The sequence below is a fragment of the Candidatus Aegiribacteria sp. genome (genome assembly GCA_021108435.1).
Taxonomy (GTDB): Bacteria; Fermentibacterota; Fermentibacteria; order Fermentibacterales; family JCC-6; genus Aegiribacteria.
In genome coordinates this window covers 1-15375 of the sequence record JAIOQY010000177.1, presented here as the reverse complement: position 1 = coordinate 15375, position 15375 = coordinate 1, and the positions used below count along the sequence as shown (strand labels likewise).

Below are 15375 nucleotides of genomic sequence, written 5' to 3'. Positions count from 1 at the left end.
GCGATGAGCGATACAATGATGATCTTGAGCGTGTTCTTTCAAATGCAGACAGGCTCAATGTTACCAGGATAATGGTTCCCGGAATATCACCGGCAAGCAGCCGGAAGGCTGCGGAATTAGCATCGGAATATCAGGGGATATTTGCTGCTGCAGGAATCCATCCGAATGATGCAGATATCGATTCTGCGGATATGTTCACTGACATTACAAGAACAGTGCTATACCCCGGAGTTCTAGCTGTGGGAGAAACAGGACTGGACTTTTTTCATAAGAGAGTTTCCCCTTCGCTCCAGATTGAGCTTTTCGAGAAACATATTCATCTGGCGGAGATTTTCGGATTGACACTGATAGTGCATTCCAGAGATGCCGAAGAAACTGTCCTGGATGTTCTGGGCGAGAATCCCGGAGTACCGGTAATAATGCATTGTTATACCGGACCGGATAAGGTTGCTCAAGAGGCAGCTGATAGAGGTTTTTTTATCGGGTTCGCAGGACCGCTCACATACAGGAGGAATGATAGACTCAGAAGATTGGCTGAATCACTGCCGAAAGAACAGGTTCTTGTTGAAACAGATGCTCCTTACCTGGCGCCTGAGCCTGTTCGTGGGGAAAGAAACGAACCCTGCTATGTTATACACACAGCCGGGGTTCTGGCAGATTTGTGGAATATGGACATGCTTGCTGCTTCGAAGATACTTCTTGAAAATTCGCTTCGTGCTTTTCAGCTCGCGCCTGTGTCCAGAACGGATCTTGTATACATGCTCTATAACAGAATATACATGAATATCACAGGCAGATGTACAAATCATTGCCGTTTCTGCGTTAGAGACAGAACCGACGGCATAGGCGGGTACTATCTGAAGCACCATGAAGAGCCTTCTGACAAGAGACTCATGGATATTATCGGCACGCTTCAGCCGGTATGGGCTGAAGAAATCGTTTTTTGCGGATACGGCGAGCCAACCATGAGACCGGAGCTTCTGCTTACTCTCGCGAAAACAGCCTCGGAAAAAGGTTTCTCCGTTCGGCTCAATACGAATGGTCTCTGTCTTGAGAGGTTGTCTCCTGAAGAAACGCTCAGGCTTCTCGAACCTTTTAATGATGTCAGCGTGAGCCTCAACGCGTCTGATATGGAAGAGTACAACGCTGTATGTGTTCCGGACAATGATTCAGCATGGGACAGGCTGCAGGAATTCATTCAGCTTTCAAGGGAAGTATGCAGAACCAGGCTTACAGCTGTTCGTTATCCCGGAGTAGATATGAAATCAATTGCTGCTTACGCCGATAGGATCAGTCTTCCGTTCAGGATCAGAGGATAATGTTTATCACCGAACTGCGCCGATTTCTAAAGAGTGCAGGGATTATTCCGAATAGAAAACTCGGGCAGAGTTTTCTTGTTAACAGTTATATTGCGTCCAGAATCGCTGAGGAAGTCTCAACATCCGGAAGCGTTCTTGAAATAGGCCCCGGATTCGGCGCTCTTACTGAAAAACTGATTGGCCGTTGCGGATCTCTTTCCGCTGTAGAAATTTCTCCGGAAATGGTGGATGTTCTTCGAAAAAGGTTCAAAGATGAAGCCCTCTCAGTGACAAGAGGTGATATACTCAGCGTGAATCCAGAGACTTTACCGGGATTTCCGTTTCATACAGTTGCGGGTAACCTTCCTTATTCAATATCCTCTCCAATACTGTTCAGAATGCTTGAGGAGGGTTTTGATCAGGTGCAGAAGGCTGTCCTGATGCTTCAGCGGGAAGTTGCTATAAGGCTGTCTACGTTAGACGGGGGAAAGCAGTACGGAAAACTGGCTTTGAAGATATGGCCGTATTATACTGTACGGACACTTCTTGATGCTGACCCGGAGGATTTTTACCCTGCTCCTGTGGTTTACTCAAGGGTTGTGGTTCTTGAGAAACGAACCGAGCCGATGGTTTCTCGCGAGCTGTTCAGTGAATTCAGAAGAATTGTAAGTATATCATTTTCTTCCAGGAGGAAAACCATTCTCAACAATCTGAAGCCGGTTTTAGGCCGAGATCAGTCATTGGAGATTCTGGCCAGGACAGGAATCGACACAGGCCTGAGGGCAGAGCAGATAAAGCCCGAGATGTTTGTCAGACTCGCGGAGAATCTACAATGAAGAAATCCATAGTATTACTGCTTATTCTGTTTATTTCAGTACTCAAAGCTGTTTCAGTGGGATATGATATTTCACTTGATCAAATCAAGGATAGCCGTACACTTCTAAATTCAATATCTCTGGTGCACCAGCTCACATCCAGGATCACAATGAATGCCAATGCTTCATTCTCAGCAAAGAAGGAAAAGGGCAATCAGAGTTTTACTGAAAACCGTAACGGATCCGCCAGCGTGACATTTCGTCCCGGATCCGGACTGGAGTTCGGAATAAATCTTTCCAGAAATATCAGCACTAAAGAGAGCTATGGTACTTTAATCAAGGATCAGCTGGAAAACACCACCTCTGGTCAGATACGTTATTCTCCGACATCATGGCTGTCGATCGATATGAAACTCGGAGCACATTTCGTGGATTACATGAACCCATCCGGAGACAGCACAATAACAGGCCATGATCAGGGAGGAGTGAGCGATGTAGACATCTCCCTGAGTAAAAACATTTTCAGTACTCTTAACGCGAATATTACATTTGGAGAGGAGAGAAGAAATGGTGATAAGATAGATAAAGGAACTGATCAGCTTACCGCCAGGCTGAGTTACGGATTTCCGCAGGTTTTCAACGGCGGCAATCTTACCGCTCAGGCCGGAGCATCAAGCCAGTTTTCCGTATATCATGATTCGGCCAATTGTATGTGGCAGGATAACTGGTACAGTGACCTGACTTTTGTAATACCGTCTCCATTTGAGTATCTGAGTATGGAGATTACTACCGGATGGGATTACATGGATCATTTCTGGGAAGAGGATGATCCTGATACCAGCAGTTCCGAGGGAGATGTACGGGACAGGCTGGATCGAAAGCGAAGTATCTCTTCTTCCCTGCGATATCAGATAATTGATGATCTTGAACTGACCATGTCTCTCTCTCGCTCACTCAATCGTAACGATAGAAAACGTACAGCCACGGGAGTTTCGACACTTTTCGATGTATACGATATCAGTGATAACAGAGTCTTTTCGTCCAACCTTCAATATACTCCGGGGGACAGCCGGATTACATTTGAACGGCTGATTCAGCTTAGCAAGTCTGATACATATGGAGAATGGACTGATGGCTTTGGGAATGAATACAGGGATAACAACGATTACGATATACTGAGGGAAGCTCTTTCTCTTTCCGCGGAGATCCCGCTGAGCAGCAAAGTGACGCTGGATGCGAGTATCCAGGGACAGAGCAGAAAAACCGTTTATCTGATGGCGGAGCAATCTGCGAACAGCAAAATTTCATCTACATACAGTTTCAACCCGGGATTCAGGTATTTTCCGGGTGGCAGCTGGACACTGCAGGAAACAATCAAGATCAGTGCTGATTACACAACGTTTCTTTTTCCGGAGGTCAAAGCTGAAGGATCAGACCTGCTGTTCAGAAGACTTGTTTCCACAACATCATTTATGAGAGTATCTGAAGACAGCACCACTCTGGGTGTTTCCAACACATTCGATTTCCGGGATCAGGGAAGTTTTGACAACTCGGTTTTCAGCAGATCCGAGGAGATAATAAACAATACCATTACCTTGAATATGGGTTTTCACATCAGTGAAAAGATCGGGCTCACTCCCAATTATTCCTGGGAGTACTCTCAGAGGAACTATCTAGCTTCCGGTAATCCTTCACTGATCGATCACATGCACCATGTCGGGCTGCGGACGAGAATGAACCTGAATAATGGAATTCTGTCTCTCCGCGTAACAAGGACCTTTTATTCAGATGACAGACCAAGCTACTGGAAGGCTGATGTCGGGCTTAATTACCAGTTCTAGACTGAAGGTGAACAAATGAAAACTCTGCTCATTCTGTCAAGCATCTCCATACTGCTTCTTGCCGTCTCATGTTCATTTTTTGATCCCAGAGACCCGGAGTATCCAAATCCCAATGATGACATCCCCTGGTATCAGCCATATGCCCCTTCCACAGTAGTATTAAATCTTTCAAATTCCTTTGAGGGCAGATCCATCTCGATGTTCATGGCATGCTGTGATTCCTCCTATATGTTTCTGGCGGATGACGCCGACATAGCAGAGTATTCATGGGATTTCAGCAACTGGGATTATGAAGTTGAGCAGAACACGGTACTGAATATTTTTGCCGCGGTTGAAGGTTCGGGATTCCCGGATTCCACCAAGGCGTCCTTCATAATGAGCACTGTCGCCGAGTTTCCAGATCCGGTGGCACCATCCGATTCAGCCGAGATATTCCGGGACTATGAAATAGTAGCAGCAGGCAGTGAGTATTGCGGATGGGACAACCCGGCCAGAGGACGAGTGATATTTCTAATGATCGAGGACAACTACGGGTTATGGTCGATAAAAAGATGGTCTGATTACAGACATGGAGATTACACCGAAGAGCATTACACATGGGGTGCAGCCAAGGCTTCTTACAGGTAGCTGTGAGACGGTTGTCCTTCCCTGCGATATCTAATTGTATCAGGACCAGATGACATCTGTGACAACGGATACTCTGCTTCTTGCATCTTCTCTTGCTGTTCCTCCCGGTTCAGTCGTGATCGAACTCGGTTGTGGAAGCGGTGGCGCAATTCTGGCATCCTCCGCCCTGAATGCGGATTGCAGATGGATCGGAATCGATGTTCAGATAGAATTGCTTCAAATGATGATCAGATCCATCAGACTCCGGAGAAAACACATTGATCTGGCAGGGATATGCTGTGATGTCGAAGCAGTTCCGCGTATACTTACAGGTGCAATCACCGATGCGGTAATTATGAATCCTCCATTCGGAAAGATCACTTCCGGCAGGAGCAGTCCTGTCAGAACGCGACGTATCTCCAGGTCAGGTTCAGATCTGCTCCTCTACTATTTTATCAGAGCCTCCGCTCATCTGCTTATTTCCGGGGGGTTGTTCATCATGATCAACAGACCCGCTCTTCTACCGAAGATGATACTTGGATGTAAGTCGGCAGGAATTGCTCCCGAGATACTTCAACCGGTGGGTCCCGCAGGAAAGCCGGCAGGTCACATTATTCTGCACGGGCGGAAAGATTCATCCGCTGCTCTTAAGATTCTTCCTCAGATAGAATCGGAGCAATTTATCAGGAAGATCACTCAGGGTCAAAGTATTTGATATATCGTGGCGCTCTGAAAACAGCAGCTGCATATGATGCGGTATCCGAAAACGCTCCTTCATGCAGAAGTATATTGAGTCTCCATTTTCCCGTTGTATCCGGGAAAACAGCCAGAGTTGCAGTACCTCCATCAGCTATGCTGTGAATATCACCTGAAGGATTTATTAACCAGAATTCAATGATATTGAAATATGAATCTGACCAGATGTAAAGGAAGTACATATACTCCCTGGTGAATATCAGTTCGCGAGAGACCGTGTCTCCGAGGGGCAAGCTTCCCGTAACAGGTTCACCGATCATTTCATCTCCCAGATCCTCAAGACCTGATACAGCAACCATCAGGCGTTCAAGAGCTCTGGCCTCATTCGCCTGTGCTGCGGGAACAAAAATCAGGATAGCAAGAATGACGGATATTACAATACTCATCGTCATGGCTATATTCCCCTCCAACAGTATTCAGTCATCTACCCGGTCAGGAGGCATCCATCCAACAGCTAATAGACCTTCACTGTCATATTGTTCCCGGTGTTGATGATGGCCCTGCAACCTGGGAAGAATCCACTCAGCTTTTTAGTCAGATGAAAGAACAGATGACCCGCCCCGCTGTTTTAGTAGCAACCCCTCATTTTCGTCTTTCGACCAGCGGAAGAGTATTCAGTTCTCAGTCAAAAAGAATACTTGAATTTCTTTCCTTTGCCAACAGACTGAGAATAGAAGATGAATTCTCTGTCCTTGCTGCAAGAGAGGTAATGCTTGACAGGTGGAAACCATCAGCGAATGCTCTTGATGTCCTGTGCCTTCCGGGAACATCCTGGGTACTGGTTGAACATTCATTCAATATGCCCTGGATATTCGCTCTATTGAGAATCAGAGCTGTTTTAAAACAGGGATTCAAACCATTGCTTGCCCATCCGGAGAGATACTCATGGTGCCGGACTCGACCGGAAAGGATAGGCAGGCTTTCAGAGATGGGAGTCGGTATTCAGGTCTGCGCCAAAAGCCTTACAGGAGCAGGAGCGACAGATGAAACAGCCTGGAGGCTTATTGAAACCGGGATGGTTCATGTTCTTTCTTCGGATGCCCACCACCCCGGCGATAACCTGCTTTCGGAAGAATTAAAGCATGAGGTAGACAGAGTGTCTCCGGGTGCTTACAATCTGCTTACGGGAAAAATGCCTGAAATGGTTCTTAACAACTGTGAATTACCGAAGCTTCCGTTGATGACATGAATTGAATCAAGAGGAAAAGTGAAGAAGAAATTTCTGATAACCGGTGCAAACGGGCAGCTGGGAAAAGTGTTTCTGGATCTGCTTGGAAACGAAGCGGATGGAATTGATCTTCCTGATGTGGACATAACTGAAATTGAATCGGTTAAGAGAGCAATTGACAGAACTGATCCCGAGTGGATCATCAACTGTTCTGCTGTTACGGACGTTGATCTTTGTCAGAGAAGACCTGAACTGGCCTTTGAAGTACACAGAGACGGAGTCGGGAATCTTGCCCGCACGGGCAGGAAACTGGTGACCTTCTCAACCGATCATGTCTTCAATGGCAGGTATGATCGCGTTCAACCATTTCTTGAGGGTGATACTCCGTACCCCGCTAACATATACGGAGAGAGTAAACTTCAGGGTGAATCCGAAGCTCTTGGCGGGTCTGTCGATAATATTGTTATAAGAACTTCCTGGCTGTTTTCAGAATCAATGGGAATGGTTCCGTATTTCTGGAGAATGCTGTCGGAGAACGCCATGATTACAGCTGTCACCGACCAGGTTGCCTGCCTGACATACGCGCCCGATCTTGCCGGGGCGGTTCTGAAGATTATCATTGATGGTAGGTCCGGTCTTTTTCATCTTGCCAGCAGTCCCGGGGTGACTCCTTTCGAACTAGCCACTATGCTTGCGGAATATGTAAACGGCACAATTCAGGAAACAACCTGGGCACAGCTTGATCTTGACGCCCCAAGACCTGCCTATTCAGTACTGGCCACATCCAGAGACCTTGAATTACCGACAGTATGGGATGCGGTTGAAAAATGGAGGATAAGTAAATGACTGAAATAGAGAAATACATAAAAGCCGCTAAGGCTTCGATTGCTTCGCTTAACTGTGAGATGATTGAAAAAGCGTCCGATATATGTGTGGAATCTGTTCTTTCCGGCGGAACGATTTTCTTCTGCGGGAACGGCGGGAGCGCTGCTGATGCTCAGCACCTGGCAGGTGAATTAGTCGGACGTTTCCGCCTTGAACGGGATGCTATTCCAGCCATAGCGATTACGGCCAATGCTGCTGTTGTTACTGCCATAGCAAATGATTACGATTTTTCAGAGATATTTGCCAGGCAGCTGGAAGCACTGGGAAAACCCGGAGATGTTCTGATTGCGATATCAACGAGCGGACGTTCGCGGAATGTAATAAAAGCTGTTGAGGAAGCTCGACAAAAGTCCATGAAAATCATAGGATTCACGGGTAATGACGGAGGAGAAATTGCTGAAAAAGCCGATGTTGCGGTCAAAGCATTCTCAAACGAGACCAGTCACATACAGGAAGAGCTTCTCATAGCCGGACACGCCATTTGCTCGGCAGTTGAAAAGGCATATGCGCGTTCGTCAGGGTCAGGCCGCTGATTTGAAGAAACACGCTATCTGGAAACACCTGATTCCTGGAATAATAATAGCCGGAATAGCTCTATTTCTCACTTACCGAAAAATGGATATGGCTCAGCTTATGTCTGCTCTCGGGGAGATGTCATGGCCTGTACTCCTTCTTATTCTCCCTCCGCTGGCTTTGAGCTATTTCTTCAGAATCGTAAGATGGCGTCTGCTTCTGTCTCCATTGGAAAAAGTCTCGATGAAGGATGCGTCAGGACCTCTTCTTACAGGTTTTATGGTTAATGCCCTCCTTCCCGGAAGAGTTGGTGAAATCCTCAGAGCACTTCTCCTTTCAAGGCGGACTTCAGTACCCGGAGCATCCTCATTTGCAACAGTGGTGCTTGCACGGATATTCGATGGGCTTACCCTGGCAACCATGACACTTATCGTTCTGGCTGTACTGTGGACGGAACTTGATACTGCTATCAGGCTTGGATTGATTGGCGCTGCGTTGCTCTATTTTGTCGTTCTACTTATGCTTATTTCTCTCCGGAAGTGGAAGGAGCAGGCAGCGGGAGCGATCTCCGCTCCTTTCAGATGGATCAGGCTCAAATCATTTTCAGAAAAAATCGAGCGTCTGCTTATTTCCTTCTCTCACGGACTTGAAGTGCTGAAGAACTGGAGAGAGATCATTAAGGTGATATTCTACTCGCTCTGTGTCTGGGGAATGCTTGCTCTTTCGGTCTTGCCGGTATTCAGGGCAATGCATCTCGAAGTACTCTGGTATTATCCCCTGCTTGTTCTGATTCTGGCCGGTCTCGGAATGCTAATCCCTACCCCTGCGGGAACCGGAACAGTACACGGAGCGCTTGTGCTCGTACTGCCCGGTCTTGTGGGAATAACAGTTGAGAACACCAGAATATTCGCATTACTCTTCCACACTACGCAGTTCGTGCCGATAATCCTTGTCGGACTGATAGCAGCCATTCGTGAGGGTGTAACAACATCTCAGGTCAGCGAACTTGCCGATAAAGAACCACCGGAGATGGAATAGCGCTATTTCAGCCATTCCTCTAATTCTATAGATTCTACATTCTTCCTGTATATGTAGAGCCTAAGGGTAGATATAATGACTGGGCCGCCTCTGGTGAAGTTTTCAATAAGGATAGGTTACCATATCAGAAGTGGTGGTCCAGTCATTATATTTAAGTATACGCTAATTAACTCATCTGCATCTAAGAACCTTTTATCAAAGTACTATCTTGAAATAACAAAGGTGTCTGTGAAGTAGGTATTACCTTCACGTAACAAGCAACTGTAAAGACCATTTGGCAGACCACCTGCATCTGATGAAAAGCGATCAAATTCCAATAGAAACTCAGTTCCGATCTCTGCAGAATGCCTGCTTTCGTGAACAACCCGACCTGATATGTCGAATAGTACAATCTGAATATCTTCCGTTTCATGCGGTGTATATCTAAGCTGTGCTGCACCTGTTCCGTAGACTGACACTACTTGTAATGCACCCTGAATTTCCTCTTCACTTAACACAGTAGTGTGCAAATCATCAAGTCCCGATCTTATCGAACTCATTGCATACTTTTCACCTGCAGCAATAAGAGAGAAATCGTTCTGATCACTTAGAGCGAAAAGATCTTTATCTGTATTAGATACATCATAATACCACTGATCTATATTGCTGGTATACGCATACACAATTACGCCATTATCCCCAACAGCCGTTGCTATACCTGAATTGAATGAGACATCATGCAGATTACATGATATTGTAGAAAAAACTTCTAACCAAGACCTTCCATGGTCTGTTGAATAGTAAATGGTTCCATTATCTCCCACAGCTACTCCGGGTGACCCAGTCCAACAAAAATCTACAGCATTAAAGTTATCAGATGTGCTTGGAGAAACCGATGCTTCAATCAATTCCGAAAACCCGCTTGTATAATCCTCTGCGTAATAAATTTTACCATAATTTCCAACGGCAACTGCGATAGAATAAAAATTTGAAAGATCTAATACAGCAGCTACTCCCCTTAGTGGATACCATGCATAATCAAGTATAAACCAAGTACCAAATGGAGGATTCGAGGTTCCACCGTATCCGACTATTCCATTATCACGGCAATAAAGGAAGCATTCCTCAGTATAGTCGTAAACTATACTTCTCGCTACATCAGGATGTGGATAAAAGAAACATGTTCTCCTCCATGTATTTCCTCCATCGAACGTAATGGCACGCATATCATATCCAACTGCAACAACATTGTTGGGATTATCAATATTTACAGCCACATCATAAAGCGGATCTGTACATGTTCCATAACTTCCGCCACTGTAATCATACCAATCGTCTCCATCTTTTTTCATGAGAAGATTTCCTTCTCCGCAAAACCAAATCGGATCGTTGGTATCAGTCGAGCTGCACAATCCATTGACCGTCTCAAATAGTTCATTGATACGGTCATCCCACGGAGTCCAGTTAGGTCCATCAAGAACAGTAGCCCGGTAGCCCCCAGCCATAGTGGCACTCGGGATAGCCATAGCAAGAATACAGAAAGACAGCACGACAATTCGATACTTTCTCATCGAAACTCCTCACATTTAATGATACCTTAATCAGCATCATAATAAGTAATAGATTCAGTATAAACTATAGTGTCAAGTTATAACCTCGATTACTATACGAATTAGAATCCTCTCAAGTCTAGTTGTGTAAAAACTTTTGCAGACGTAAGACTGTTTGTGTCTTACACAAAGAATGAACTATCATTAATTGCTTGTATTATCAAGTTTTACTTGAGTACATCTGGTCACTGAATGATTCTTGATGAAGAAGATGACTTATATTGGACCTCCGCATTCTGGTATTATTTTTGATAAACCTTCTGTTTCAACATATTCAAGTCCCAGACATTCTTTAAGAGAGCTGCACATTTCTGTCCTCTATGGAGAGAATATGTATGGATTCCGGTAGTTGATATATCAAGTTTTGGTTTCCGCGCAGAATATTCGCATTACTCTTCCACACTACGCAGTTCGTGCCGATAATCCTTGTCGGACTGATAGCAGCCATTCGTGAGGGTGTAACAACATCTCAGGTCAGCGAACTTGCCGATAAAGAACCACCGGAAATACAATAGCATTATACTTGTACCCAAAAAGCCGGGGCGATATGACCGATCTTAATAGAATAATTGATCGTACGGCAAAATTTTTAGTCTGAATCAGGAGATAGTATTGATCCGAAAGAACGGTGACTATCCGATATGGGCTCTTCTTATAGCACTGGCTTTTCTGGCAATCTGGATTACGGGTATGCTTCCTCCGGTTCTTGAACGGCTTTCTTCGGAGAGTACGGCTGGTTCGATAAGATGTGTATACAAGCTTCTGTGCCACGGTATACCAGATCGCTGCCCTCAATTATTTGGGCGTCCTGCAGCAGTTTGTGTAAGATGTACCGGAATATATATTTCATTTTTTATTGGATGCGCTATAATATTCCCGATATTACGGAATAAATTGGTATTGAAAACTACCCTTCTTACATCTATCTTCTTCTCCGGAGCAATGGCGACGCAATGGATTATGGAATTCAAAGGCTCAATTAGTGTCTCTCCATTTCTTCAGATAGTAACCGGCTTCCTGTGGGGGTTAGGACTGAGCCAGCTTCTGTGCTTATTAATAGACAGGTCACGCTGTAAATCAAACGGTTCATGAACTGGTTCTGAAGCAGCTTTGTCATCAGGCACTTCAATGTTCGTCTTTCATGAACGGGCAGAGCTTGATTCAATATCATATCATCCTTAGAATAAGCAGATATGTGGATTCGTGATGCTGTGTGTGACTGACTGCACTATACATTCTGCATAGCAATTTGTATTACAGAAAAACGAACTCTTATTGCGAAGGGACGGCAGTTCAAGCAGAGACACTGATCTTGATTTCAGTTTACTTCAGAAATGTTGGAAGGTGAGGAATGGCAGGGAAAACCGAAAATGCTGACAAAACCGGAAAGGGAGAGGGCCTGCTTACAGGGAAACAGTTCAAGGAACTGTCGAAACAGCTTGGAACTCTTTTCAAGAGGAATTCAAATGATATGCATGATCTTCGTAAGGAAGTAAGAAAGCAGATCTCTGATATAAGTGAGCTTGTACAGGCAGGTTTGGAGAAACAGAGCCTGGAGACCCTCAGTGCGTTCAAGTCGGCTGATGATTTCGCCAGGCGTTCAGACGGTTCAACAGCTGATCTGCTCTCCCAGGTTTCCAGTCTCAGGGACTACCTGTCCAAACAGCAGAATCTGGTTAGAAAGCTCCAGGATGGCTACGACTGGACAATATTGAGAAGCTTCTGCCTTAGAATAATAAGGTGTATTGATGATGTGGAAAAGCGCCTGCAAAGTACAGATGATATCTCTGACGCTCACCGGCAGGATCTTGAAATGATTCACGATGAGCTTGTGTTTGCGCTGGACGGAAGCGGTGTTGAGCAGTTTCAACCGGAGATTGATACACCCTATTCCGGTCAGGAAAGGTTTGCGGAAGTAACCGGCAAGAACTCTGCCGGAGAAGGAGGAAAACCGGGGCATATCTCGGAAATAATATGTCCTGGTTATTACTATTACATCAGTGAGGAACAGCGGAAACTCATCCGCCCTGCGAAAGTAAAGCTGTATGAGAAAGAACCAGAAGGAAGTGATGAAATTGAGTAATATTGCAGGTATAGACCTGGGAACCACTTTTTCAGGATTGGCGATTCTTAACAGCATAGGCAAGCCGGAAACGGTTCCCAATTCAGATGGGGAGCGTATTACTCCATCCGCTGTCTACTTCCCTGATGACAATCAGGAAACGGTGCTTGTGGGTCATGAAGCCATCAACGCAAGGGCTGAGGATGTCACCAGATCCGCCCGATGGATAAAACGATACATGGGAGATCCTTTTTACCCGGAGGAAGTTATAGGGAAAAAGTGGACGCCGGCTGAGCTGTCTTCCCTGATTCTTCGAAAGCTGAAAGAAGATTGCTCGAAGCAGGTTGGGGAGATCTCCGAAGTAGTCATTACTGTTCCGGCATACTTCGACGAGATCAGAAGAAAAGCTACAATGGATGCCGGGAAAATGGCCGGTCTCAATGTTATAGGAATAGTAAACGAACCCACAGCAGCTGCTTTGTTTTACGCTTCTGAGCAGTCTGTCTCCGGGAAAATACTGGTTTTCGATCTCGGTGGAGGAACGTTTGATGTTACCGTAATGAATGTTCATGGAAAGACAATAGATATCATATGTTCTACCGGTGATCACCAGCTTGGAGGGTACGAGTTCGATCAGAAACTGGTTGAGAATTTCAGGGATGTCTACAGTAAAGAGAAACAGGGAGAACTCTTTCCAACGCCTGAAGACCGCGCAAGATACGAAATCGATGCTGAAGAAATAAAAAGAACACTTTCAAAACGTCCCACCGCAAAAACCCTTCTTGTGGGCGATAACGGCAGCTTCAAGCATGAGATCAGCAGGGAGCAGTTCGAAGAATCCATTTCGGCCCTGACCGCAAGGATCGATATGCTTGTTGAGGATGTCCTGGATGAAGCTGAACTGAAGCCGGGTGAAATAGACAAGATATTACTGGTGGGTGGAAGTACGAGAATACCGGTCATTCAGAAAAGACTTGAAAAAATGTTCGGCAAACCTCCTACGGTTGCGGTAAATGTTGATGAATGTGTTGCTCTTGGAGCAGCTCTTCATGCAGGGTTGAAATTAATGGAACAGGATGCCTCCAGAGTTCCTGAGGGAGTAGCCGCCGGCCTGGGTGATATCAAGCTTAAGGAGGTTTGCGGACACTGCTACGGGACTATTATCGCAGCCCTTGATGCCGAAACGGGAAGAAACATCCTGTCAAACGATGTACTCATTCCGAAGAATACAACCCTGCCTTGCCAGGTTGAAAGAACTTACTACACGGCAGTTAGGGGACAGACTGCAATAGAGGCGAAAGTTACCCAGCACGTTATTGAGAGTACTGATCCTGATCTGGTAAATATCGTAGCTGTAGGACATCTGGATCTGCCTCCGAACCGGGAGACTAACAGACCGGTAAAGGTCCGTTACAGTTACGATACCAATCAGAGAATGCATTGCGTCTTCGAAGATGAGGAATCGGGCAGGAAACTTGAAATGGACATCGATACCCAGGCGGGACACATGTCTCAGTCCGAGGTGGAGCGAAGGAGATCAAGCCTGCGTGTTTTCCAGGTGGAATAGGAGGCTGCTTTGATCGCACTGATAATGCTTGCAACGGATACTCCAGAAATCTGCTGCTGCGGTATAGTGATAATAATAATTATCGTAAGCATAATTGCCGCAACAGCCCATAAAAATGATCAGCAGAAGAATTCACCAAATGTAATCATAACAACAGGCGGAATAAGCATGTCCAGGCCACCTGTCTCGCATTCAACATTCCAGACCTACGTTTTTTCGGAATTGAAGGACTTTGGCGATATCTCGATGGAAGTTTTTACGGTGGAGATGCAGGGATCTATCACTGCACCCATGAATAACTGCCCCATACTCAAAACCATAACTCTTTTCGATATCACGAAGGGTGAGGATGACCAGCAGCCTGTCCTGTGTTCGCTGGATAATCTACAGTACAAGGATACGGTGGCTTTCTTTTCGTCCAGCATAGACACACTGCCTTTCACTATGTCCCTTATTCCGGACTGGCAGTCTATGCTCTCAGTGCCTATTGAGACTCTAACCTTCCCCGCAAGGGGAGAAAGAATTCTCCTGTTCACCATATCGCTGACAGCCCTGAACGGTACAGTATTGGCCATGTCACAATCCAGGATAAGCTATACGAATACTCAGTCCGGTTACATTGACAGCATGAAAAGCAGGTTGAGGGCAGCTGAACTGGCGGTAAAACTTGCGGTTTCAGTAAGTGCCGTTGACGGCAGTTTTGCCGGTACTGAGGGTGCTGTTGTCCAGGAATGGATAAAGAAGAGAATAGCCAGCAGCGCTGAATCAAATCGGGAACAGGTTAAGGAGAAGCTCAACAGGGCTGTTGAAGTGTCAATGGATGCCTCTGCCAGCGCTGATCCTGAGGATCTGATTCATCTATGTAACGATCTGATAGAGCTGACCCCCATTCCTGCCGCTTCAATGGGTGATAAGTACGATATTCTTGAACTCTGTCTGAAGGTAGCCAGCGCAGATGGAACTGCAATGGACGTTGAGCTTGATCTGGTCAACTCCCTTGCGGAAAGCCTTGGTGTGAATCGTGACAGATTCAGAACCATGACCGAGAAAATTCTTCCTGTAAGTATTCATGAAACTGAGGACGTGAATACAATTCTGGGAATTGATCCCGAATGGACCAGGGAAGAGAAGAGAAAGCACCTGAGAAAGGAAAACAGAAAATGGCGCGCTCTGGCCACCCATTCCGATCCTGAGAAGCAGAAACAGGCCAGTCAGATGCAGGAGCTTATAGCAAAGG

15 protein-coding genes are annotated in these 15375 nt (G+C 45.8%); 13 read left to right on the top strand and 2 right to left on the bottom strand.

Features of this window, described 5'->3' with window-relative positions; genetic code table 11:
* Nucleotides 1–71: 71 nt before the first annotated feature.
* The 5 genes from K8R76_10110 to K8R76_10090 are packed head-to-tail and all read left to right on the top strand — an operon-like array spanning nt 72 to nt 5275.
* Nucleotides 72–1319, top strand: a complete 1248-nt coding sequence (locus K8R76_10110) for a YchF/TatD family DNA exonuclease (GenBank protein ID MCD4848535.1) — start codon at nt 72–74, stop codon at nt 1317–1319.
* The gene (rsmA, locus tag K8R76_10105; GenBank protein ID MCD4848534.1) at nt 1319–2134 is read left to right on the top strand and encodes a 16S rRNA (adenine(1518)-N(6)/adenine(1519)-N(6))-dimethyltransferase RsmA; all 816 of its coding nucleotides are present in this window, start codon (nt 1319–1321) and stop codon (nt 2132–2134) included. The genes K8R76_10110 and rsmA overlap by 1 nt, the downstream gene beginning before the upstream one ends.
* A complete protein-coding gene (locus K8R76_10100; protein ID MCD4848533.1) occupies nt 2131–3954 on the top strand; it encodes a hypothetical protein in 1824 nt (607 codons plus the stop codon). Before rsmA ends, K8R76_10100 begins: the two co-directional genes overlap by 4 nt.
* Before the next feature lie 15 nt (nt 3955–3969).
* The gene (locus tag K8R76_10095) at nt 3970–4581 is read left to right on the top strand and encodes a hypothetical protein (GenBank protein MCD4848532.1); all 612 of its coding nucleotides are present in this window, start codon (nt 3970–3972) and stop codon (nt 4579–4581) included.
* A gap of 49 nt (nt 4582–4630) precedes the next feature.
* Nucleotides 4631–5275 (top strand): hypothetical protein, encoded by a 645-nt coding sequence (locus K8R76_10090; protein ID MCD4848531.1) that lies wholly within the window; start codon nt 4631–4633, stop codon nt 5273–5275.
* On the opposite strand, the gene K8R76_10085 is transcribed toward K8R76_10090, so the two are convergent.
* Nucleotides 5253–5708 (bottom strand): hypothetical protein, encoded by a 456-nt coding sequence (locus K8R76_10085; GenBank protein ID MCD4848530.1) that lies wholly within the window; start codon nt 5706–5708, stop codon nt 5253–5255. The two genes, K8R76_10090 and K8R76_10085, sit on opposite strands and share 23 nt — an antisense overlap.
* On the opposite strand from K8R76_10085, the gene K8R76_10080 reads away from it, so the two are divergent.
* Genes K8R76_10080 through K8R76_10065 form a run of 4 tightly spaced genes read left to right on the top strand, consistent with a single transcriptional unit; the run spans nt 5687 to nt 8920 of the window.
* Complete coding sequence (locus K8R76_10080) at nt 5687–6505, top strand: hypothetical protein (protein ID MCD4848529.1); 819 nt, start codon at nt 5687–5689, stop codon at nt 6503–6505. The genes K8R76_10085 and K8R76_10080 overlap by 22 nt on opposite strands.
* An 18-nt stretch (nt 6506–6523) precedes the next feature.
* Nucleotides 6524–7330, top strand: coding sequence for an NAD(P)-dependent oxidoreductase (locus K8R76_10075; GenBank protein MCD4848528.1), 807 nt, complete (start codon nt 6524–6526; stop codon nt 7328–7330).
* A complete protein-coding gene (locus K8R76_10070) occupies nt 7327–7902 on the top strand; it encodes an SIS domain-containing protein (protein MCD4848527.1) in 576 nt (191 codons plus the stop codon). Before K8R76_10075 ends, K8R76_10070 begins: the two co-directional genes overlap by 4 nt.
* Complete coding sequence (locus K8R76_10065; protein MCD4848526.1) at nt 7874–8920, top strand: flippase-like domain-containing protein; 1047 nt, start codon at nt 7874–7876, stop codon at nt 8918–8920. Before K8R76_10070 ends, K8R76_10065 begins: the two co-directional genes overlap by 29 nt.
* Nucleotides 8921–9123: 203 nt before the next feature.
* Here K8R76_10065 and K8R76_10060 read toward each other — a convergent pair whose 3' ends face one another.
* Nucleotides 9124–10251, bottom strand: coding sequence for a hypothetical protein (locus K8R76_10060; protein MCD4848525.1), 1128 nt, complete (start codon nt 10249–10251; stop codon nt 9124–9126).
* An 870-nt stretch (nt 10252–11121) separates the two neighbouring features.
* Here K8R76_10060 and K8R76_10055 point away from each other — a divergent pair.
* The 4 genes from K8R76_10055 to K8R76_10040 form a co-directional block, all read left to right on the top strand.
* The gene (locus tag K8R76_10055) at nt 11122–11601 is read left to right on the top strand and encodes a DUF2085 domain-containing protein (protein MCD4848524.1); all 480 of its coding nucleotides are present in this window, start codon (nt 11122–11124) and stop codon (nt 11599–11601) included.
* Between the two features lie 259 nt (nt 11602–11860).
* Entirely contained in the window at nt 11861–12592 is a 732-nt protein-coding gene (gene grpE, locus K8R76_10050; protein MCD4848523.1) for a nucleotide exchange factor GrpE, read from the top strand.
* Nucleotides 12579–14138, top strand: a complete 1560-nt coding sequence (locus K8R76_10045; GenBank protein ID MCD4848522.1) for an Hsp70 family protein — start codon at nt 12579–12581, stop codon at nt 14136–14138. Before grpE ends, K8R76_10045 begins: the two co-directional genes overlap by 14 nt.
* Nucleotides 14139–14147: 9 nt before the next feature.
* On the top strand, nt 14148–15375 hold a 1228-nt coding region (locus tag K8R76_10040; GenBank protein MCD4848521.1), incomplete at its 3' end, for a TerB family tellurite resistance protein.